Annotated in this window: 19 protein-coding genes and 1 pseudogene; 2 read left to right on the forward strand and 18 right to left on the reverse strand. The window is 44.8% G+C overall.

Going from position 1 to position 20768, the window contains the following annotated elements; translation table 11 throughout:
• Together NSQ44_RS01975 and NSQ44_RS01980 are read right to left on the reverse strand one after the other, a co-directional pair.
• On the reverse strand, positions 1-1410 hold the full coding sequence (locus NSQ44_RS01975) for an FAD-binding oxidoreductase (protein ID WP_339229733.1): 1410 nt from the start codon (positions 1408-1410) through the stop codon (positions 1-3).
• A gap of 24 nt (positions 1411-1434) precedes the next feature.
• Positions 1435-2142: a FadR/GntR family transcriptional regulator gene (locus tag NSQ44_RS01980; RefSeq protein WP_063387623.1), complete on the reverse strand. Its 708-nt coding sequence runs from the start codon at positions 2140-2142 to the stop codon at positions 1435-1437.
• A 449-nt stretch (positions 2143-2591) separates the two neighbouring features.
• Between NSQ44_RS01980 and NSQ44_RS01985 the strand changes: the two genes are divergently transcribed.
• On the forward strand, positions 2592-3914 hold the full coding sequence (locus NSQ44_RS01985; protein ID WP_198318584.1) for an MFS transporter: 1323 nt from the start codon (positions 2592-2594) through the stop codon (positions 3912-3914).
• 974 nt (positions 3915-4888) lie between these two features.
• Positions 4889-5053 (forward strand): annotated as a pseudogene (locus NSQ44_RS01990) (aldehyde dehydrogenase family protein); the annotation flags it as partial.
• A 367-nt stretch (positions 5054-5420) separates the two neighbouring features.
• On the opposite strand, the gene hypF reads toward NSQ44_RS01990, so the two are convergent.
• From hypF to NSQ44_RS02070, 16 genes are all read right to left on the reverse strand, one after another.
• The gene (hypF, locus tag NSQ44_RS01995) at positions 5421-7682 is read right to left on the reverse strand and encodes a carbamoyltransferase HypF (protein WP_340854644.1); all 2262 of its coding nucleotides are present in this window, start codon (positions 7680-7682) and stop codon (positions 5421-5423) included.
• Between the two features lie 260 nt (positions 7683-7942).
• Positions 7943-8197, reverse strand: coding sequence for a Uxx-star family glutaredoxin-like (seleno)protein (locus NSQ44_RS02000; protein WP_063387619.1), 255 nt, complete (start codon positions 8195-8197; stop codon positions 7943-7945).
• Positions 8198-8249: 52 nt separating this feature from the next.
• Positions 8250-9284: a hydrogenase expression/formation protein HypE gene (gene hypE / locus NSQ44_RS02005; protein WP_066248144.1), complete on the reverse strand. Its 1035-nt coding sequence runs from the start codon at positions 9282-9284 to the stop codon at positions 8250-8252.
• A gap of 170 nt (positions 9285-9454) precedes the next feature.
• Complete coding sequence (gene hypD, locus NSQ44_RS02010; RefSeq protein WP_340854646.1) at positions 9455-10576, reverse strand: hydrogenase formation protein HypD; 1122 nt, start codon at positions 10574-10576, stop codon at positions 9455-9457.
• A gap of 131 nt (positions 10577-10707) precedes the next feature.
• Positions 10708-10989: a HypC/HybG/HupF family hydrogenase formation chaperone gene (locus NSQ44_RS02015; RefSeq protein ID WP_063387617.1), complete on the reverse strand. Its 282-nt coding sequence runs from the start codon at positions 10987-10989 to the stop codon at positions 10708-10710.
• A gap of 127 nt (positions 10990-11116) precedes the next feature.
• Positions 11117-12217 (reverse strand): NHL repeat-containing protein, encoded by a 1101-nt coding sequence (locus NSQ44_RS02020; RefSeq protein ID WP_063387616.1) that lies wholly within the window; start codon positions 12215-12217, stop codon positions 11117-11119.
• Entirely contained in the window at positions 12199-13050 is an 852-nt protein-coding gene (locus tag NSQ44_RS02025; RefSeq protein ID WP_066248146.1) for a NifU family protein, read from the reverse strand. The genes NSQ44_RS02020 and NSQ44_RS02025 overlap by 19 nt, the downstream gene beginning before the upstream one ends.
• A gap of 2 nt (positions 13051-13052) precedes the next feature.
• A complete protein-coding gene (locus NSQ44_RS02030; protein WP_063387614.1) occupies positions 13053-13430 on the reverse strand; it encodes a hypothetical protein in 378 nt (125 codons plus the stop codon).
• 26 nt (positions 13431-13456) lie between these two features.
• On the reverse strand, positions 13457-14680 hold the full coding sequence (locus tag NSQ44_RS02035; RefSeq protein WP_340854647.1) for a tetratricopeptide repeat protein: 1224 nt from the start codon (positions 14678-14680) through the stop codon (positions 13457-13459).
• Positions 14681-14893: 213 nt separating this feature from the next.
• Positions 14894-15196 carry a hydrogenase maturation protease gene (locus tag NSQ44_RS02040; protein WP_340854649.1) on the reverse strand — a complete coding sequence of 101 codons (303 nt, stop codon included), beginning with the start codon at positions 15194-15196 and terminating at the stop codon, positions 14894-14896.
• Positions 15186-15656, reverse strand: coding sequence for a hydrogenase maturation protease (locus NSQ44_RS02045; protein WP_063387612.1), 471 nt, complete (start codon positions 15654-15656; stop codon positions 15186-15188). Before NSQ44_RS02045 ends, NSQ44_RS02040 begins: the two co-directional genes overlap by 11 nt.
• 150 nt (positions 15657-15806) lie before the next feature.
• The gene (locus NSQ44_RS02050) at positions 15807-17441 is read right to left on the reverse strand and encodes a nickel-dependent hydrogenase large subunit (RefSeq protein ID WP_340854650.1); all 1635 of its coding nucleotides are present in this window, start codon (positions 17439-17441) and stop codon (positions 15807-15809) included.
• 497 nt (positions 17442-17938) lie between these two features.
• Positions 17939-18910, reverse strand: coding sequence for a hydrogenase (locus tag NSQ44_RS02055; RefSeq protein WP_117017259.1), 972 nt, complete (start codon positions 18908-18910; stop codon positions 17939-17941).
• A 230-nt stretch (positions 18911-19140) separates the two neighbouring features.
• The gene (gene hypB / locus NSQ44_RS02060; RefSeq protein ID WP_063387610.1) at positions 19141-19836 is read right to left on the reverse strand and encodes a hydrogenase nickel incorporation protein HypB; all 696 of its coding nucleotides are present in this window, start codon (positions 19834-19836) and stop codon (positions 19141-19143) included.
• The gene (hypA, locus tag NSQ44_RS02065; RefSeq protein WP_063387609.1) at positions 19829-20185 is read right to left on the reverse strand and encodes a hydrogenase maturation nickel metallochaperone HypA; all 357 of its coding nucleotides are present in this window, start codon (positions 20183-20185) and stop codon (positions 19829-19831) included. Before hypA ends, hypB begins: the two co-directional genes overlap by 8 nt.
• Entirely contained in the window at positions 20178-20705 is a 528-nt protein-coding gene (locus NSQ44_RS02070) for a DUF1641 domain-containing protein (RefSeq protein WP_340854651.1), read from the reverse strand. Before NSQ44_RS02070 ends, hypA begins: the two co-directional genes overlap by 8 nt.
• Positions 20706-20768: the final 63 nt, after the last annotated feature.

The raw sequence follows: 20768 nt of genomic DNA on the forward strand, positions 1-20768 counted from the left end.
TTAACTCAACTCCAATTTCTGCCCCTTTTCGGGGAAAATTTTTCCTGGATTCATGATGTTATTTGGATCCCAAACTTTTTTAATCCGCTTCATCATATCCAGACCGACTGGTCCTAATTCCATTTCCATAAAAGGAGCCTTCATAGTTCCGATGCCGTGTTCGCCTGAAAGCGTTCCGCCAAGTTCAACTGCTGCTGTGAAAATTTCAGCGACAGCTTGTTCTACGCGGCGCATTTCTTCTTTGTCGTTTTTGTCGCAAATAATGTTTGGATGCAGGTTGCCATCACCTGCGTGACCGAATACGACGAGGTGAATATTATATTTATCTCGAATTTCCTGCAATCTTGCGCACATTTGAGGTATTTTGCTTCGTGGTACGGTGGCATCTTCTGAAATTTTGGTCGGTTTTATACGTACGATAGCAGGAGATACCAGCTTTCGAGCTTTCCAGATCTCCGCTTTTTCCGCTTCATTTTTTGGAATGCGAACAGCTCTTGCTCCGACAAGATAACATAGTTCCGCTGCTTGTTTGATCTCATCCTTTAAAGCTAAAGGATGGCCGTCGAGCTCAATGAGAATAATCGCTTCTGCATCTACAGGCAGGCCTAAAGGCTCGTAATTTTCGACCGCCACAATCGAAGCTTGATCCATTAACTCCATTTTGGCAGGCAAAATACCTGACGATAAAATTTTTGAAATGGCGCTTCCCGCATCAACAAGGCTGTCAAATACCGCCATAATGGTTTCGGAAGCGGGCGGCTTTGGAAGAAGGCGCAAAATTGCTTTTGTAATGATGCCTAAGGTTCCTTCTGATCCGACAATGAGTTTTGTTAAATCATAACCGGTTACATTTTTTACAGTGCGTCCGCCAGTATGAATGATTTCACCCTCAGGAGTGATAACCTCCAAACCAATCACATAATCTTTCGTTACTCCGTATTTTAATCCTCTTGGACCTCCAGAGTTCTCAGCTAAATTTCCGCCAATAGTAGACACATGTGAACTGCTTGGATCTGGAGGATACATTAATCCTTTTTTCTCGGCTGCTTTGTGAATATCCGCTGTTAATACTCCCGGGGATACAACGGCGATTAAGTCTTCTTCATGAATTTCAAGTACATCATCTAATACCGATAAATCCAATACCATACCGCCTTTGACAGGCAGCGGGCCACCGCTTAATGATGTGGCTTGACCGCGAGGATAAACTGGGATTTTCTCGCGATTGGCAAGCTTCACAAGGGATGCTAATTCTTCCACGCTCTTTGTTTGAATGACCACATCCGGCAGAAATGTTCCGAAAGAGCCGTCGAATGAATAGCTGAAACGGTCGCTCTCATCAGTGAGTACTTTACCGGTTTTAACTATTGATTTAATCTCTTCAATATGACTCGGTGTAACTACCTTCATATGAATCTCTCACTTTCCAATTTTCTATATCGTATAATCTCTTAAAAGCAGACTTAATTTTTTCTCAGCATTTTTTAAATGGATGAGACATTGGATTTTGGCGAGGTCCGGTTCTTCTGCTTCGATTGCTTGTAAAATATTGTAATGTTCTTGATATACAGCTTTTCGTTTTTGTTTTAACTCCACGTTAGGTCGCAACGTAATCTTTAATGTTTTTTCATAAAGAGAGGATAGATTTTCAAGTGTTTGAATTAAAACTGGATTATGTGTAGCCAAAATAATCGAACGATGGAATTCGATATCGGCCTCTGTTGAAATGTCTCCTTCTTCTAAAGATTCATTTTCCATTGTTTTTAAAATTCGTTTCATTTGCTCTAGCTGTTCAGGTGTACGTCGGAGTGCTGCTAAATATGCTGCTTCCGGCTCCAAAATTTTTCTCATTTCAAATAAATATTTAATGCTGTCCACATCATCGCTCTCAATTCGAATACGCTGTAATAATGATGAATTTGTTGATTCTTCTACATAACTCCCGCCGCCTTGACGCGAGGAAATGACACCTGCTGCACGCAGCATACTTAAAGCCTCGCGAATAGGTACTCTACTTACACCGAATTGAGCAGCCAACTCCATTTCTGTCGGCAGCTTAGAGCCTGGTGGAAATTTTCCGATTTCAATTTGTTTCAATAATTCACGAGATATCATTTGCGAAACTTTTTCTTTTTTGGCCATGACTCCCTCTCCTTTCGTAGTTCTAAAATAGGGAATGGATGAAATTTGTATAACAAATTTATTGATTTATATAACAAATTTATAATAATTTTTTTGAAATTTTAATTTACAACACGCTATTTTATGATTATAATAATCAAAAAAAATAAAAAACACAAGATATACAGTGAAATTTGTATTACTAATTTGTATTACAAATAACAAGTTGTTAGAACATGTTATTTACATTAGGATCCAACACAAAATAGGGACCCTTTATTCTAGTCTGAAAATGTAAACACTTACATTTTTATAAGATTTTTTGGCCTTCAGCCTGTGTATTTCAAGGTGTGTTGATTCCTAATTGTAAATAAAGTGAAGTAATTTCGTTTCAATAATTTTCGGAACATTTACTTCATTCAATCTATACAGTTTTTTCTATATTCATTTTAAATTTAGGGGGAGTGGGTATGATGAATGACGCAGTATCTTTGGAAAAGCAAACAGTGCGAAAAGTAACAAGGAGGATTATTCCATTTGTATTTTTCCTTTATATTATTTCGTATTTGGACCGGGCTAACATTGGTTATGCCGCTTTGGAGATGAATGATGCCCTTGGTTTGACCAGCCAGGTTTTCGGTCTGGCAACTGGTATATTCTTTATCGGCTATTTTCTTTTTGAAGTACCAAGTAATATTTTGATGGAGAAGTTTGGCGCCCGTGTCTGGATTGCGCGAATCCTCATTACATGGGGAATTATATCGATGGCGACTGGGTTTGTACAGGAAGCAAGTCATCTTTACATTATTAGATTTTTGCTCGGTGTTGCAGAAGCTGGCTTTTTCCCGGGAATTGTTTTGTACTTAACATATTGGTTTAGGGCAAAAGATCACGCAAAAACCATTGCCATGTTAATGAGTGCGATTCCTGTATCATATATTATCGGTGCTCCACTTTCGACATGGATTATGGACAACATTCATTGGTTCAATGTTGAAGGCTGGCGCTGGATGTTTTTAATTGAAGGTGCTCCGGCTGTGATTTTTGGGATCGTGACCCTATTTTATTTAGCGGATAAACCAGAGGATGCAAAATGGCTCACCGAAGAAGAAAAGAATTGGCTAATTGCTGAATTGGAAAAGGAAAGAGTAAAAGAAGCAGATGGCAAAAAGGGTTCTGCAAAGCATAGCGGACATATAGAAGCTCTTCGTGATGCAAAAGTGTGGTACTTTGCCATTATTTATTTTGTTTATATTGCCGGTACTCTTGGTGTCAGTTACTGGATGCCGCAGATTATTGATGGAATGTCAGCGTCTTTATCTAATACACAAATTGGTCTAATTGCTACCATTCCTTATATTGTTGCTACTATTGCCATGAACTGGTGGTCAGTCCGCTCTGACCGCAAAGGAGAAAGATGGCTTCATGCTGCCTTGCCGCTCTTGGTAGGGGCAATAACATTGATAGGCGCTGGAGTAACACTCCAACCTGTATTGGGCATGTTATTCATCACTTTATCACTTACAGGCATGTATTGTTATAAAGGTCCTTTTTGGGCGCTGCCTACAACAATGCTTAATCCAGCACAAGCAGCTGTTGGGATAGCTGTAGTAAATTCAATTGGCAATCTTGGCGGTTTTATCGGTCCATATGCAGTAGGAGCATTGAAAGATTTGACGGGAGGAACAAGTGCCGGGTTGTATTTCTTAAGCGGCTTACTTGTGTTTGCTTTCTTTATGTTACTTGTCAAACGAGAAAAACCTAGAGCTGACATCCAAAAACAAGCAGTATAAGTGATGTCTGGCACTGCTTGAAGAGGAAAAGGACAAGGGAGAAAATTCCTTATCCTCAGGCTGTCGAGAAACTTCGACAGCCATTATTTGTGCGCCCGGCATGTATATGAACTATAGGGTGTAAGTCCCGAACCCCGAAGACAGAAGTAGAGGTTAGCCAAGAGCAAGGGTGTCCGTGGTGACGCGGAATCTGAAGGAAGCTGGAGGCAAAACACCGGTCCGAGGAACACGAACCTCATATAAGGCTAGGTATGATTGAGTGAGTTTGCAAAACAAAACAAAGCTCTTTCTGTCGAAGGTCATATCGAGTAAATGAGGCGGATAGATGGTGTGAAAGTGCATGTACTTACCCGGGGAGGTCTGGCGGATATGTGAAGTACGCTTCATAACCTACTTAGTGATAAGTAGCTGAACCGTCAGAAGTCAGCAGAGGTCATAGTATTAGTTGGTCTAGAACAACTAAGAAGGACCGAACAATTAAGAGAGAATAGCCCTTGGCATTCAGTGAGTCATGATGAACACAGAAAACGTAGTACCTCACTTGAGGGAGGAAGCGGTGAATCCCGTGGGAGACCTCTTGGAGGGTGGAGTGACCACTGGCATAAAGAGAACAGCTATTCACGGAAGTTATAAAGACTTGCGTCAATTATCTTAATTGAACCGCCGTATACGGAACCGTACGTACGGTGGTGTGAGAGGACGGGAGTTAATCGCTCCCTCCTACTCGATTTATTTATAATCTTTATCAGTTTACCGTGTTAATTTATTATAATATTAGTTAGGAGGATAATAACCATATGAACTACAAATAAAGAGAGTTAAAATGAATATAAATTTGTTGTATTGAGGAACTTGTACCGGAAGATCACCTTTTACGAAAAATAGATCAATACATATATCACTGAAAAGGTTAAGGATTTGTATTGCCCGGATAACGGAAGACCTTCTATTGAGTCTGTTCTCGGTCCGTTAGAGTTTCGGAAGCATTGGAATTTGGCATCGTCGGTTTGAACGATTCGATTCCTGCTGTCGCCCAAGCGCCATTTGGAGGCGTGAAAGAGAGCGGAATAGGTCGAGAAGGGGGACACCATGGAATAGACGAATATTTAGAAGTTAAGTATATTTCGATGGGTGTTTAAACGGGTCTAATGCAAAAGGAAGATAAATAGATAAGAAGCAGATTCATCCGTTTAGAGCAGCAGCCTGAGCAGCTTTCCTGCATTTTTGGCATAGCAGCCCTTGATGAATCTGCTTTTTTATTCATTTTTACAAATTGGACGGAAAAGGAATTTTCCTTCTTTAAGTGCAGTCGCCGAAAGATGTCTTGTAAAAAATTTTTAATAGACGATGCGAAGAATGAAACATAAATTGTTGTGGGGTCATACTTGGGCTTCCTCGAATTCGAGTCAGCGGTCTACAATACATTGAATGGAAAAAATGAATGTACAACAATTAAAACATAGCAAGTGATAGACCAATATTTACAGCTTTTGAAGCAATAACGACTCATAAATTCGAATGCGCTGCAGCTGCAAGCGCTGCCTGCCCGAGACTAATGCCGCCGTCGTTAGGCGGAACTTCTTCACCGACCCAGATATGCATATCGCTTTCAAAAAATAACTCTTTCAAATCAGCTAACAAAAGCGAATTTTGAAATACGCCGCCGGACAACACAACAGTGTCAATTTCATAAGCCGCTCCTAAGGAACGAACACTTCTAAATATGCCTTCTGCGACGCTTCGATGAAATGCGCGAGCAATCACCGCTGCATCTTTTCCTTTTAGGCGGTCTTCTGCCATTTCCTTTAAAAAAGGACGGTAGTCTAGCTCTTTTCCATTCCACGGGAAAGAATATACCTTCTCTAATGGAGCTGTACGTGCTAAATGCTCCAGCCAAATGGCTGCCTGTCCTTCAAATGAGATAGGACCGGTAAATCCTAAAAGGGCCGCTGCTGCATCAAACAAACGGCCGACGGACGTTGTTGGAAAGGTGCGCAATTGTTTCTCTACCATCTTCACTGCCGTGAAAAATCGTTCAGGAAACGAAAGCTGCTTGCCGACATTTATTGCCCATTTCGGATCATCCACAAAGAAACCAGCCAGCGCTTGAAGCGGCATGCGTGCCGCCGCATCTCCGCCAGGAAGCATGGCGTAACGAAGATGTCCGCGCCGTTTTAGACCTTCCGCAGCGCTTCCGACAATCAGCTCGCCGCCCCAGATCGCTCCATCGTCGCCAAAACCTGTTCCATCAAACGTCACTCCGATCACCCGTTTGTCCAATGCATTTCGCTCCGCCAGCACGGACGCCACATGAGCGCGGTGGTGCTGGATGCCAATATGTTGATAAGCTTCTAGATTGTGGGCAAAGGCGGTAGATTGGTAGTCGGGATGAAGATCGTACGCCACAATCGTTTCTTGCAATCGAACATCATACATCGACAAAAGATCATGGACCGTTTGCTCAAATGACATATATGCTTCGTATTTCATTAAATCTCCTAAATGTTGGCTCATGATCGCCTGTCCGTTGACCACTAATGTAATGGTATTTTTTAGGTCAGCTCCAACCGCAAGTACAGGCCGATCACTGGGCAATTGGGCAGCAGGAAGCGGCGCATACCCCCGCGCCCGCCGAAGTACAGTAGGGCCAAATGGGCTGACGCGAACGACGGAATCATCGACGCGGCGGGCAATAGGGCGCTCCCCAATAAGCCATGCGTCCGCAATGCCTTCAAGTGCCTTGATCGCTTCTTCATCATCATAGATGATCGGTTCACTGGAACGGTTAGCACTTGTCATTACAAGCACTTCTGGTGCGTCGAAATGAAACAGCAAATGATGGAGAGGGGTGTATGGAAGCATTACTCCTAAATCGGAATTATCAGGAGCTACTCCCGGCAGCAATCGGCGAGCCCGTGCCAACACGATGGGTCGGGCGGAAGATGTAAGGAGATTTTCTTCTTCCGCACATATATCGATAAACGCCCTTGCTGTCTCGAGATCTTTTACCATTAAGGCAAACGGCTTTTCCCCGCGTCGTTTCCGCCTTCTAAGCTCCCATACCGCTTCTTCGTTTTCAGCATCACACGCCAAAAGATAGCCGCCAAGCCCCTTGATCGCAACGATGCGCCCAGAACGAAGGAGCTCGGCCGTTTTTTTGATCGCTTTTTCATCACCATGTATTTCTCCATCCTGTCCCTGCACATGATAATGAGGACCGCAATCGGGGCAAGCAGTTGGCTGCGCATGAAACCGTCGATCCGCCGGATCATAATATTCCGCTGAACAAGCCGGACACATAGACCACATATGCATTGTCGTATAAGGCCGGTCATACGGCAGCCGCTCAATGACCGTATATCGTGGACCGCAATCCGTGCAATTGATGTATGGATAAAGGAATCGGCGGTTCACTGGATCAAACAATTCTGACAAGCATTTCGGACAAACCGCAAGATCAGCAGGAATTTGCACTGTCGGCCGATTATGGAGCGTGCTGGCCAAAATTTCGAAATCAGCTGCTTCTTGTAAAGGCGCATCTTTAATTTCCAAATTGGTTATTTTAGCTGAGGAAGGGTATCGATCTGTAATGTCTTGAACAAATTGTTGAATGGCATCTGCGTCCCCTTCCACATGAATCTCCACGCCGCTTTCTCCATTGCGCACCCATCCGCTGAGCTTCCACCGCTTTGCTTTACGAAAGACAAAAGGACGAAAACCGACCCCTTGCACAACACCATATATTAGAATACGCTGCGCTATTTTCATGATGAATCACCTGCTTTCGTTATAAAACGGGAGATTTTGGAGCTTTCAAACAGATAAATAGAGCTCAGTGGACCGTCCGAACTTTGAATAAGAAAACATTGTCCGTTGAACTTAATGCGCTGGCATTTAGCTTTATTCTCGCATTCTGAACTGAAGGCGTATACATAACAGAACCTTTCATGCCGACATATTCCACTTTCCTAGAGATGTATCCGTTTATTTTGCACGTATCTTCCCTAAAGAGAAGAGGGGGCGCCCGTTTAAGATAACGGCTTCTCCTCTTTTGCGGACGGCAATGCAACCATGCATCCGCGGCCGGAAACTCCTATTTGAATGACCTGCCCGTCTTCTACTAAGACTGGAACAGTACCTCCTCCCGTCAAAACAACAAGCTGCTTTAATGCCGCTTTGTCTTCTTCGACATCATACTCGACAAATTCTTTTCCGTCCCATAATAAACTTTCCCGCAATTCCTTCGTGTAAGGACATCCTTTCGCACCATAAAGCTCCAGCATTATTTCTCATCCTCCAAAGAGATGATTTATTATTAAGCATTTTCATGATTGATTAACAGATGCGAGGCAACGGATCGCCAATCAGCATATCGATCAAGCGTGTACCTCCATATTGAGAACGTGCTAAAACTGCTTTTTTTGGCTCTGCTTGTATTTCACCAATGCACTTCGCATTCTCCCCGCCCGGCATGCTTTTAAGTGTTTTTAATGCGATATCGGCATATTCAGGCGAAATGACGGCAAGAAACTGCCCTTCATTGGCAATATGAAGGGGATCCAATCCTAAAATTTCGCAGGCACCGCGCACTGCCGGGCGAACTGGAATTGCCTCTTCATCGAGTATAACAGCTACTTGAGCGTCTCTTGCCAATTCGTTTAATGCCGTAGCTACACCGCCTCGGGTTGGATCGCGCAGCCATCTAAGCCCCGGCGCCGCCGCCTCAATAAGTGCCGATACGAACGGCCAAACCGCCCGAGTATCGGAAGTAAGGTCAGCTTCTAAATCCAACTCCCCTCTAGCCAAGAGAACGGTAATCCCATGATCACCAATTGCACCAGACAAAATGACATGATCACCCGGTTGAACGTTTCTGGACGAAAGAGAAACGCGCGGATCGGTAAGGCCGATACCGGCTGTCGTGATGTACAGACCGTCCGCTTTTCCGTGCTCCACTACTTTCGTATCTCCCCCGACCACAGGCACTCCGACACGTTGAGCTGCCTTGGCGATAGCCGCCACCTCCCGTTCCAACTCCGACGTTGCCAATCCCGCTTCGATAATAAGTGTTGTCACCAAAGCCAACGGCTTTGCTCCCCCCATCGCCAAGTCGTTTATAGTCCCGTTGACGGCAAGTTCGCCGATAGATCCCCCTGGGAAGACGAGTGGATTGACAACAAAGCTGTCTGCAGTAAACGCCAATCGGCTCCCATTTGCCTCAACATATGCCGCATCATTTAATTCTGCTGGTTTGTCTCCCATCATATAGGGAACCAACAGTCCTTCGATCAGTCTTCTGCTTGCTTTCCCGCCAGCGCCATGAGCCAATTCGATATAAGAATCAGTAAAATTCACTTTGGCTGTCTTCATGCTTGTTCCTTCCTTTCTTCCTGATGCAACGATTAATTAAGAAGTTCAGTGAGAGTCTCCCAAATCATATAACGTCTGAAAGTAAGCTGATGAACCCTGCCACTGCCCGAATTCGAAACGCATTGTATTTCACCTAACAGGGAAAACCAATCTATATAATTTCCTCCTTTTTATTCACCCACTGCTTCTTGCAAATGAACGTAATGATAATAGGCGGCGCATGCCCCTTCTGACGACACCATAAGAGCTCCCACAGGATGTTCCGGAGTGCATTCTTTGCCAAACAGTTGGCATTGATGCGGTTTCAATATACCTTTTAATACTTGTCCGCAAGGTGCCATTTGCGGATCACTCACACGAGCTCCCTCGACTTGGAAACGAACTTCCGCATCCCACTTGGCGAATTCAGGCCGCAATTTGAGCGCAGACTGCTGAATAGCCCCAAGTCCCCTCCATTCAAAAAGAGAGCGAACTTCAAACACTTCTTTCATTACATCAAGTGCAGACATATTTCCTTCGTAAGGAACGACGCGGCTATATTGATTTTCTACTTCAAACCGCCCCTCGCGCATTTGTTTTACAAGCATGAGGATCGATTGCAGTAAATCGAGCGGTTCAAAACCGGAGATAATTATCGGTTTTTGGTATTTTTTTGCGATGCTTTCATAAGGACGGGCGCCGATTACAGATGAAACATGACCAGGTCCGATAAACCCATCAATGCGCATATCCGGAGAATCCAATATTGCCTGCATTGCCGGTATAATTAGGACGTGATTGGAAAATACAGAGAAATTGGGCACATCCAATTCACGTGCGCGCATGAGCGTCAATGCTGTTGATGGGGCGGTAGTTTCAAAGCCAATCGCGAACAGCACAACTTGCCGGTCAGGATTCTTCATCGCTATGTTTAAAGCATCTAAAGGGGAGTACACCATACGTATATCAGCCCCTTTAGCTTTTAGTTCGAGAGGCGTTCCATGTTTCCCGGGAACGCGCATTACATCACCGAATGCGGTAAAAATGACGTTCTGCTGCTTGGCAATCGAAAGTCCATTGTCCATACGTCCCATTGGAAGAATACAGACAGGGCATCCCGGTCCATGGACAAGCTCAATGTTTTCAGGCAGCAGATTCTGCAATCCAAATCGAAAAATCGAAAAGGTATGTCCTCCGCAAACCTCCATAAAACGATAGTGATAATCTGGATCGACGAGACGGTGGATTTCTTCCGATATTTTGCGGATTAATTCCGGATTGCGAAACTCGTCAACATATTTCATCGTCGTCATTAAACTGCACCTCCTAAAATTAGATCAACAACGACCGCCTGCATGCATATCGTCTTTTTCGGAACGGGTTTTGATTGACCAATCATATGCCTTTTGTTGCCTTAAGTCTCCAGCGCTGTGTATTAACATGTTTAAACTTTTTCGTTATCAAATTGGTAACCTTGTACTTCCTCGATCGCTTCATCCGATTCATTTAACATGCTTAGCAAATTCAATTGTTCATTTGCTTGTTCTTCACTGATTTTGCTCATCGCAAATCCCACATGAATAAGCACCCAATCTCCAAGAAGGAGATGTTCATTTTTTAATAAGTCAATGTTAATTTTGCGGCGCACACCGCAGACATTCACCACAGCATAATGGCGGTCACCATCTAACATTTCTACAATTTGGCCTGGAATAGCTAAACACATGGATGAATCGCTCCCCCCGATTTGCAATAAATGTGAAAATTTAGATATTTTATTGTCCGTAAAGAAAACTAGAAGTTTATGCGAACACTAAAACACTGAAACTTTTGTTAGAGATTCTTTAGAACAATCATGTAAATTCAAGGCGCCAAATGATGACGCGGTTATTTCCTGAATCAGCAATTGCCAGACGATTTTGATGACACCAAATCCCGTACGGCCAGCAAAGTGAATCCCTTGTTACGGCTTTCCAGCGATTTTCTCCCATTCCTTCGAAATCTGCTTGGCCAATAACATACGAAGCAGGATGATACGCTCCTTTTCGCGGCGACTCAGTAAAAAGAAGGATGCGGTTGTTTGCCGTGTCAGCCACCGCTAGCAAATTGTCGTATTGTGCGATCCCGTAAGGAAAGCGGAAGCGCCGGGGTCCTTGCGGTACATGGGGAAGTTCAAATGACTGAGTAAAATCTTGTTGACCGAGAACTAACTCAGCTGGGCGGTCCGTCTCTGGAGGCGGCGTATAACCAAGAATGCGGTGATTGCCCGCATCGGCAACGTATAACGTATTTCCGTCGCCGGCAAGAGCGTGAGGCCAGCGATACGTATCCGTTCCTACGCCTTTTCCCCTATTCTCACTGTTTACATAACCATTCGGTTGACCAAGAATGACATCAGGAACACGCCCATCTTCCGGTAAACCTTTCCATCCTAAAACTCGGCGATTCCCCGTATCCGCTACATAAAACCATTCATCAATGTATGCAAAATTATATGGCCAATAAAATCCAGTCGGACTAACTTTTCCTCCTCGATTCGGGGATGTCCCTGACAGATCCTCTTGTCCCAAGACATAATCGGGAGGCTGGTTATTTATTTTCGGCAATGTTTCCCAAATGAGCAGACGATGGTGCCAAGCATCTGCGACAAATAGCTTTCCTTCAATGACCGCAACACCAGTTGGGAGATGAAACAGCTTTGGTCCTTCTGTTTCAAAATCAGGCTGACCTAACACGATGTCAGCTGGCGCATGATCATTTTCTGGCCAGCTGTACCAAATGAGTACGCGATGGTTGCCGCTGTCGGCCGCCACTACAATATCATCGTCTACATACACTCCCCTTGGTGCATAAAGATGAATCCTGTTTGGATGGGCAGGGGGCAGCACAAGACCGCCTGGGGCCGGTCCCCCTAACCACCGTTCGGGATATGCGGTTAACTTAATCGTATCCATATTTTTTCATCCTCTACCCGAACTGGAAATGGTTCTAGCTGAACGTGAGGTGCCGTCATGCATTCCCCGGTGGATAAATCAAAACGGAAGCCGTGCCATGGACAAGTAATAATAGAGTTGTCCACCAGTCCTCCGTCAAGAGACATCCCCATATGAGGGCATTGATTGCGAAATGCCATTACTTTTCCTTCTAAGCGAACCAGCAAAACATCGAGCTCCTCATGCGAAAAGCGAACAGGACTCCCTTCTTCCAGTTCCGAAGCGGATGGACCTTGCACCCATCCGTTTTGTTCTAAATTTCCAGTATCATTCATAGCGTGAAATGGCATGTAGCCGGAGGTCACTTCCTCTTCGACCATGACAACATGTTCAATTTCTGGAACGCGGGCTTTAATTGCTTCCTCAATCCCATTTTTCAACGTCATAGCGGATAGCGAGCAACCGGAACAAGCTCCTTGAAGGCGGACATAAACTGTATTTCCTTCCACTTTAACTAGCTCCACGCCACCTCCGTGGGAACGCATATAAGGACGCACTTCTTCTAACGCGGCGGCGGTACGGGTAAATAAATCTTGTTTAATGATTCCGTGCATCAAAAACATCGCATAAATAGAAGGGTCTTCTGCAGCTTTCAGCAGCAATTCTTTTCCCGCCTCCGTTTCACGAAACGTGCGAACGAGCTTTCTAAGAGCATGTTCGTGAAAGGCTTCAATGGCTTTTTTCAATTCCATTGCTTTCATCCGGGCGTCTTCTGGCAGACCCTTTATTGAGTCCAGCACGCGATCCACCCGTCCAGCCAAAGCTTGAAAATCCTCTTCCTGCTGAACTTTCATGATCACTCACCTCCAAAAGCCAATGTTTGCTCCAGAGCTTCTTCGGTTTTCCGATATAATAAAGCGGCAAATGTTTGTTTGGCCATCTCCTGCAGCATTTCTTCAACCGTATTACGGTCAACAATGTTAGTAAAATCATTGACGCGATGATTGGCTAAAGCCTGCAAAATGAGGCAAGAGCCCGCTGGATTATCAAGAAGGGCATCGCGAAAGAAAGCGTCCACAAATTCGTTCAGCCAAATTCCCTCACTTTGAGGATTTGCGCGAAGCCGTTCCAGAGCTTTTTGAGCTCCTTCATTGCGCTGGATGATACGTTCACAAAAGCGGTCAACCGCCATACCCAACAAAAGATTAAAATATTGCTGTTCGTGGGGATTCATGCAATCCTTCCTCTCTTTCGCACATTTTACTGTTCCATTTTTTCATTGACTGCTGCTTGCTTCCGCTTAAGGGCAATTTCCGCTAATACGTCTTCGATGGCACTCGCTGCCTCATGCTCTCCATATTTACGAAACAATTGACTGGCCTCTTCCAACCGAGGTACCGCTCGGGAAAACGCACCTAGATGTGCCAACGCATTCCCTTGATTAGCTAAAACGCGGGCATATGCTATTGGATCGCCTTTAGAGCGGCGTACTTCGAGCACATCTTCATAAAGAGCTACTGCTTCCCAAAGGTTATCTTCAAGATGAGAGGATTTTACATGTTGCAGCGCATTGGCTAGATTGACCGTGGCGCTTGCCCAAAGCTCAGGGTGTTTATCTTTTTTAAAAATGCGTAAAGACTCTCTTAATGACTGGATCGCTGTCGCTGTGCGCAAATAGGCGCTGCGGTCTAAAGACGGAATGGCTAAATACGCTAAAGCAAGATTCATATGAACGGTAGCATACTCTTCTGGATAAGTGTCTTTCCGATATACTTTTAGTGCTTCATGATAACATCTGACTGCTTCTAGAAGAGAACCTTTCCGTCCATCGGCGCCAGTTTGATGTACTGTGCCTAATTGAAACCACAGTTCAGCCCTGGCTTCTTGAAAGGAAGACGTTTCTAAAAGAGAGAGGGCTTTCCGGTATCCTTCTACTGTCTCCTTCCCGCAATCACCAAGCATTTGTTTTGTCGCCGCATATTCCGCGTAAAGGCGAGCGGAAAAAACAGGTGACACGTTTTCTACTGTAGCGGCGGCTTTGGAAAGAAGCGAAAGCCCAGTCGGCCAATCTTTTCGTTGAAACGCGTCGTACGCTTGAGTCGCCAATAAAAACGCCCGTATTTCTCCTGACGCATCGCCAAGCGGTGGGGGAGTTTCAAACAGTTTCAGGCGCCACGCCGCTGCATCCAAAAGCAAGGAGAAATCGTCTGGGAGCACTTCTTTGGCTAAAGTGTATGTATATGTTTGTGGATCCAAAATAAAACGGTTATAAGCAGCTTCCGGTCCTTCCGGCAATAATGTTAGCACCTCGTCTTCACTTTTTCCCTCAATCGCCGCAGCGAAAAAACGCCAGTTCTCCGGCCAACGATCAGGAAAATGTCCGCGGAGAAGAAGGGATATGAATTGATCTGCATTTGGAACAGGTGGTAGAAGAAAAAAACCTGCCGCTCCAGGAAAAACACCGATTGGCTGTGGCTTGAGCACTGTTATTCCCCCTTTTAAAAACTGTAATTGGAAAGACAACGAAACCTCTAAATAACTAAGATCGGCATGTTCTAACGTACTAACGATTTTTGTGCAATTACTCACTCTCGTTTCATTTAGTATGGATATCATCTTATCGTCCTGTCGGCCAGGTCCAAAACTTTTTCTTCATCATGACCATTCAAGTCAAGGGATGAAGCGGCTTATATACTTTTACTTCTCCGACATCGCACAGGAACAAAAAAGTGGTATGCGAAGCGCTCCATATTGTTCATCCCATACAGCGTCACGAATTCCCGGCTGCACACCTTCGGGCAAAATTTCTTGGACAAACATGCTTCGATCTCCACGAGAATTGCGCAGTTTTAACAGTAATCCGCCCGCTCCCAAATGACTTACCGGCATCACCCACAGTTCTTCGTCACGTATTAAAACGATGGCTGTTCCTATAGGAAACCGCACCGTTTCTTCGGCGGGAATATGAAGATAGCCAGTTGGTGTCAGTTCAAGCTTCACTTTTTTTCCCTCCTAAGCGCTGAAGCAGCTCATCCGCTAAACGATCTAAGGCATTGTCCACCGTTCGAGACAATCCAAATCCGTACGATATGTTTTCGGCTTCGATCAGGAAAACGGTCACTTTCTTCGGGAAGCGGCTTTTTAAAAGCCACCGGCCTAAGGCAATCGCATGATCCCAGCGGAAATCGTGAAGATTAACATCTTTTAGCGGAGGAGTTTCCACCTCTTCACCTGGAATTTCAAAAATCGTGCCCGGTTCATCTCCTGATTTACAGGCATCTACTAGAATCAGTTCCTCTGCATCCCCGATTTGAAAAGCTACATCCATGCCAGCAGTTCCGCCATCAGCCAAACGGACTCCCGGTGGGACCCCATGTTCCCACAATTTGCGGATCAACATGGGTCCCGCCCCATCATCACTTCGCAGCAAATTGCCACATCCAATAATCATAACGTTCATACAAAATTCCTCCTTCTGCAGGCGTACCGTTCCCATTACCATTCTTTGTCTGTTTTACTCGACTATTAGTTTTACAGTTGTATATGAAACGTCTGCTGATATGCTTGCACTGCAGAAAAACACGTCACTTAAAGTTGCATATTAGAGATATCAGCATATATTTATCACTTTATATTTGGCTAACTCTTTATGCGACTTGGCATCATAAGCATGAACGGTGCAAACAAGGCATGAATCATAGCTTTGGGCAATATGAGCCAATTCGACCGGATCTTCAGGATTCTTAATAGGTACGCCGATCATCGCTGTTTCGATAGGTCCGCGCTGACCGTGACGATCACGCGGTCCAATGTTCCATGCTGTCGGAGTGACGACTTGATAATTTTCAATTTTTCCATCTTTAATTTGAATCCAGTCAGCCAAAGCGCCGCGGGCTGCTTCCGTCGCTCCGAATCCGCGTCCTTCAGGCAATTCTTTCGGCTTGATGTAAAATTTTTCGTTTAAATCGATTTGCTTCAACCACTTCTTCATGCGCAAATAATATTTCGCGGCTTCGTGAAGGCGAGCCAACACACGCACCATTGAACTTGGCCCGATTTCTTTAATCAAGTTCAAAAAGAGAGGATCATAATCTTGCCACTCCTCAGCACCAGAGCGGCCAGCCATTACTTGGCGGGCCAACGGACCTACCTCTAGAGGAGTTTCTCCGATGCCTGGAATATCATACCGCGGTGCTTTAGCAAACGTATATTTTCCTTCTTTTTGCCCTTCGATTGGATCCACCGGATCGGTTACTCCTTCAAATGGGTGGTAAGAACCGCTGCCGCGATAGAAAGAATGGGTATGATCCTCGCGTATCCGTGCTTGATCAAAATCATGGAAATTTTCCCCATCAAATATTCCCGAACGGGAAATCAGCGCTGCGTTGCGTCCTTCAATCGTCGGATAGCGGTATTGCTGCGGGTTAAAAAAGCTTCCAGTGGCTAAATAGCGCCCCGGCCCCGCTCCGTATTTGTCCAATCCGATTTCCATGCTATAGCGAATGAATAAGCCAAGATCAGAATTGCGATGCTCCGGCTTCTCATCCAGCCATGCAAGAACATCGTTCCAAGTCTTGTTTTCCAGCCAGCGTTCAGCGGAACAACCAAGAAGAACTTTCTCCAGCCAGTTTTCCCGATAATATTCCAAAATCGAGATAGAGCGAGTAATATCGGACAATGTCGGCGAGCTGACAACGCCTCCCGGAACCATGAAGCTGGAATGCGGCCATTGTCCGCCAAAGATCGCGTAAATTTCCACCGGCTTAGCTGAAACAGTGACGCCAATCTCATAATGCTCTCCCTCAAAAGGAGCCCAACGGCGAACCACTTCATCGTACAACTTAGAAGAAGCGTAATTTTGATGCGTTAAGCCAATCGCAAACAGAGCATAAAACCAACGAGGAATGCTTTGAATCGTTTCCGCCGCTTGAGCAATATTGCGGATGAGCGTAGCATTCGGCGGTACTTCCGTGCCCCAGGCCGTATCGAGCGCATAAACTGCTTTCGTGAGATGGCTGCCGCCGCAAATGCCGCAGATCCGAGGAGTAACAATCAAACCGGCCTGCGGATCTTTTCCTTTTAAAATCATCTCGAAACCGCGGAACATCGTTGCTTCCGTCCAAGCATCTACAACAACGCCATCATCAATGGCTACTTTTACATCCAAATCTCCTTCTACACGACCGAGGGAATGTACTTTAATTTCCAGTTTGTTTGTTTTTACAATAGCCTCTTGCTTTTTCATGTTCTTTAGGCACCTCGTTTCTAAAATGGTTTCCATTAAAAGATATCTGAATCACAGTAAATGGAAATCGTCGATTTCAAACGTACAAAATAACTTTCTTCATGCCTTTGTGTAGACGAGACGGTCACTTTTTCCGTTAAGCAACATCAACAAACGGCTTATTGGTGCTTCACTCATATCCGGTTCCCACTAGATGCTGATGACAAAAGTCGTGATTTTCGTTAATGATCACGGAACAAGCTTCACGTCTTTGTGGAGATGTCACTTTTTCCGTTAAGTAAGATCACAAACGGCTTATTGGTGCTTCGCTCATATCCGGTTCCCACTAGATGCTGATGACAAAAGTCGTGATTTTCGTTAATGATCACGGAACAAGCTTCACGTCTTTGTAGAGATGTCACTTTTTCCGTTAAGTAAGATCACAAACGGTTTATTGGTGCTTCACTCATATCTGATTCCACTTCATCTTGATGACAAAAATCCGAATTTCGTTAATATCACGGAACAAACATATCTTCTTTCGCCCATTTCGGCGCCACAGCACGTGCCAATGCCGCATTCACAGAGTAGCTGAGCGGATCGGTGCCTTGTGGTACTTCTTTTGGAATTGAGCCGAGAACTTTTTGCGTTTTAAATACTGTTCCAGGTGCTAGGTCAAAGAACGGGAACTGAGGCTCCGTACAACCAATACAAGGCATTCCTGCCCGAGTTTTGGAAGATTGACGGTTCCAAAGAATGCGGTTGCATGGCGAATGAGTCATTGGACCTCGACAGCCTTGCTCATAAAAGAGACATCCTTTTCGCGTACCTTGTCCGAACTCTTCCACCGGCTCTTTCCACTCGAAATACTGCACACGCGTACAGCCCGTTTGGGTAAACGTTTTAAAGAACGTTTGCGGACGTTGAAGATCGTCTAAAACAACATCTTCCAAACGGCCAGTAGCAATGGCTACAAGAATTTGCGTCACCCAGTCGGGATGAGCCGGACAACCAGGAATGTTAATGACTGGGAGTCCACCTTTCGAACGGAACTGTGTACCAAGAAATCCCCCGCGTTCTTCTTTCATATATTGAAGACCAATCGATTCAGACGGATTCGGTTTTGTCGCCGGAATTCCACCCCAGCACGCACAATCACCGATTGCGACAACGTATTGCGCTTTATGGGCGAAATCCCAAATCCAGTTTTTTTTCGGACGGTCCATAAGCATATCATAGTGCCCTGTACCGTCAGGTCCCTGAATAATTGTCCCTTCTACCACCAAGATATCCAGCGGGATTTCGTCATTGAGAATTTGCTCATAAAGGCGGCGAACTTGCTCACCGAACTCCATCGACAAAGAATGGTGATACAAAATGTTAATGCCAAAATCGGTTACTAAATCAATGACCGTTGGCTCTTCCGCATTTAAAAATGATTGAGTGTTTCCATTGCACGCACCGCCGTGCATCCAAAGGAGATTCACCATTTTCTCCACCTCCAAAAAGTTTTGGGCAAGATTTTTCAATTTCAATACCTTGAGTGATTTAAGTCAGAAGGTTCTGATATTTTAAAATACATCTTCGTATAGACGCTCTCCTGTTTAGATGTCTCACTGGTGTTTGGCGACTTGTCGGCTTGATTCAAATCGTTTTCTATTTCAACCAAACAACTCAAAATCATAGTCTTTCGCAGCGTTCTATTCATCTAAAATTTTGCTTATAGAGAGCCGGACGAATGAATAAATGCTGATTTATCCGCTTCCAGTTGTGAAATCCATTCGTCAATTCCTTCTCCTGTGCGAGCAGAAACTTCGTGAATGCGAATGCCTGGGCGCACCTCATTCAATGCTTCATAAAATCGTTTTCGCTGAAAATCTACCGCTTCCGCTAAATCAATTTTTGTGATAATCGCCGTATCAGCACTGTTGACAATAGTCGGATATTTTACCGGTTTATCCTCGCCCTCTGTCACGGAAAAAAGAACTACACGCTGGTTTTCTCCCAAGTCATAACTTGCGGGACAGACGAGATTTCCAACATTTTCGATAAAAAGAAAATCAAATGTTTCCAACTCCCAATCTTGCAACGTTCGCTCAATCATTTCCGCTTCCAGATGGCAAACTGTGCCAGTCGTAATTTGGCGTACTTTTGCTCCGCTTTGCCGCAAGCGGTCCGCGTCGTTTTCAGTTGCTAAATCACCAACTAAAGCGGCTGTTCGATAGCGTTTGCCAAGGCGGGTAAGCACTTCTGTAAGCAGCGTCGTTTTTCCCGCTCCAGGACTGGAAACGAGATTGACGACATAAACGCCCACATTTTGAAACCGTTTTCTTAATTCTCTAGCAAGGAGATCATTTTTCTTCAAAACATTCTGGCGAATTTCAACAATTCGAGGATTTAAGGTCAAATCATGCATTTTCTTCTCCACCTTCCAAAGCGTACAATTCCATCTCTCGTCCCGCAAGGACTTGGCCAGTTTTTGTGCCGCACGTAGGACAGCGCATAGGAAGCGGTTCAGGCAAAATCCGTTCTTCTTGGCAGTTGGGACAGAAAATGGTCACGGGGACATCTTCAATAATGAGTTTAGCCCCTTCCAAAGAAGTTCCCTGAACAACCACATCAAAAGAAAATTCTAAGGCTTCTTTTACGACACCTGATAATACTCCAAGCTTTAAAAACAGCGCTTTAACTTTCTTTATTCCCGAATTTTCCGCCGCTTCTGCCGCCAATTCAACTAAGCTTTGGGCAATAGACAACTCATGCATCGCTGATCTCCTTCGATAAGTTTCGTGCAAAATTAAGGACGAAATTAAGTGCAGGCTGTACTTCCGGATCGCTTAATGTCCGCATCAGACCAATAATTCCCACACGTTTCGTTCCCGTTTCCGCTGCTTCTTTAGAGGCTTGATACAATGAACGCGACACCTTTCCAATTACTTGCACCGAGCGCACGTCTAAAACATCGGACTTGATCAGCTCTTGAACTTGCGGAGAATCGAGGAATTCTTGCATTTTATGCAACGCGGTTAAAGCATTCTCAAAACGCGTAACATATTCTGGTCTAGATATGCTTTGTCGCAAAAGAACGACAAGTTCATTGATCGAATCAGCAAATTCCGGTCCGCGGCGAAGAAAATTTTCCAGCATATCCAAAAGGAACGTTACATTCTCCAGCTTATCAAGCAAGTGGATTAGCTGCTCCATCGTTCGCGGATCTGAAAGCTTTTCAACCAACAAGTGATCAATGGACGTCTCCATAACCGCTCCTTTCCCGGACTCCCCCATTTCGATTCCTCCTTCTTGGTTTTTACAGAAAAAAGTGCGTCATTTTGGAAACATTGTTGTCTT

It is taken from the genome of Aeribacillus sp. FSL M8-0254, assembly GCF_038008845.1.
Taxonomy (GTDB): domain Bacteria; phylum Bacillota; class Bacilli; order Bacillales; family Aeribacillaceae; genus Aeribacillus; species Aeribacillus composti.

Coding starts and splice junctions, on each gene's coding strand:
- NSQ44_RS01975 (WP_339229733.1), bottom strand. CDS start 1,410: ATGAAGGTAGTTACACCGAGTCATATTGAAGAGATTAAATCAATAGTT.
- NSQ44_RS01980 (WP_063387623.1), bottom strand. CDS start 2,142: ATGGCCAAAAAAGAAAAAGTTTCGCAAATGATATCTCGTGAATTATTG.
- NSQ44_RS01985 (WP_198318584.1), top strand. CDS start 2,592: ATGATGAATGACGCAGTATCTTTGGAAAAGCAAACAGTGCGAAAAGTA.
- hypF (WP_340854644.1), bottom strand. CDS start 7,682: ATGAAAATAGCGCAGCGTATTCTAATATATGGTGTTGTGCAAGGGGTC.
- NSQ44_RS02000 (WP_063387619.1), bottom strand. CDS start 8,197: ATGCTGGAGCTTTATGGTGCGAAAGGATGTCCTTACACGAAGGAATTG.
- hypE (WP_066248144.1), bottom strand. CDS start 9,284: ATGAAGACAGCCAAAGTGAATTTTACTGATTCTTATATCGAATTGGCT.
- hypD (WP_340854646.1), bottom strand. CDS start 10,576: ATGACGACGATGAAATATGTTGACGAGTTTCGCAATCCGGAATTAATC.
- NSQ44_RS02015 (WP_063387617.1), bottom strand. CDS start 10,989: ATGTGTTTAGCTATTCCAGGCCAAATTGTAGAAATGTTAGATGGTGAC.
- NSQ44_RS02020 (WP_063387616.1), bottom strand. CDS start 12,217: ATGGATACGATTAAGTTAACCGCATATCCCGAACGGTGGTTAGGGGGA.
- NSQ44_RS02025 (WP_066248146.1), bottom strand. CDS start 13,050: ATGAAAGTTCAGCAGGAAGAGGATTTTCAAGCTTTGGCTGGACGGGTG.
- NSQ44_RS02030 (WP_063387614.1), bottom strand. CDS start 13,430: ATGAATCCCCACGAACAGCAATATTTTAATCTTTTGTTGGGTATGGCG.
- NSQ44_RS02045 (WP_063387612.1), bottom strand. CDS start 15,656: ATGAACGTTATGATTATTGGATGTGGCAATTTGCTGCGAAGTGATGAT.
- NSQ44_RS02050 (WP_340854650.1), bottom strand. CDS start 17,441: ATGAAAAAGCAAGAGGCTATTGTAAAAACAAACAAACTGGAAATTAAA.
- NSQ44_RS02055 (WP_117017259.1), bottom strand. CDS start 18,910: ATGGTGAATCTCCTTTGGATGCACGGCGGTGCGTGCAATGGAAACACT.
- hypB (WP_063387610.1), bottom strand. CDS start 19,836: ATGCATGATTTGACCTTAAATCCTCGAATTGTTGAAATTCGCCAGAAT.
- hypA (WP_063387609.1), bottom strand. CDS start 20,185: ATGCATGAGTTGTCTATTGCCCAAAGCTTAGTTGAATTGGCGGCAGAA.
- NSQ44_RS02070 (WP_340854651.1), bottom strand. CDS start 20,705: ATGGGGGAGTCCGGGAAAGGAGCGGTTATGGAGACGTCCATTGATCAC.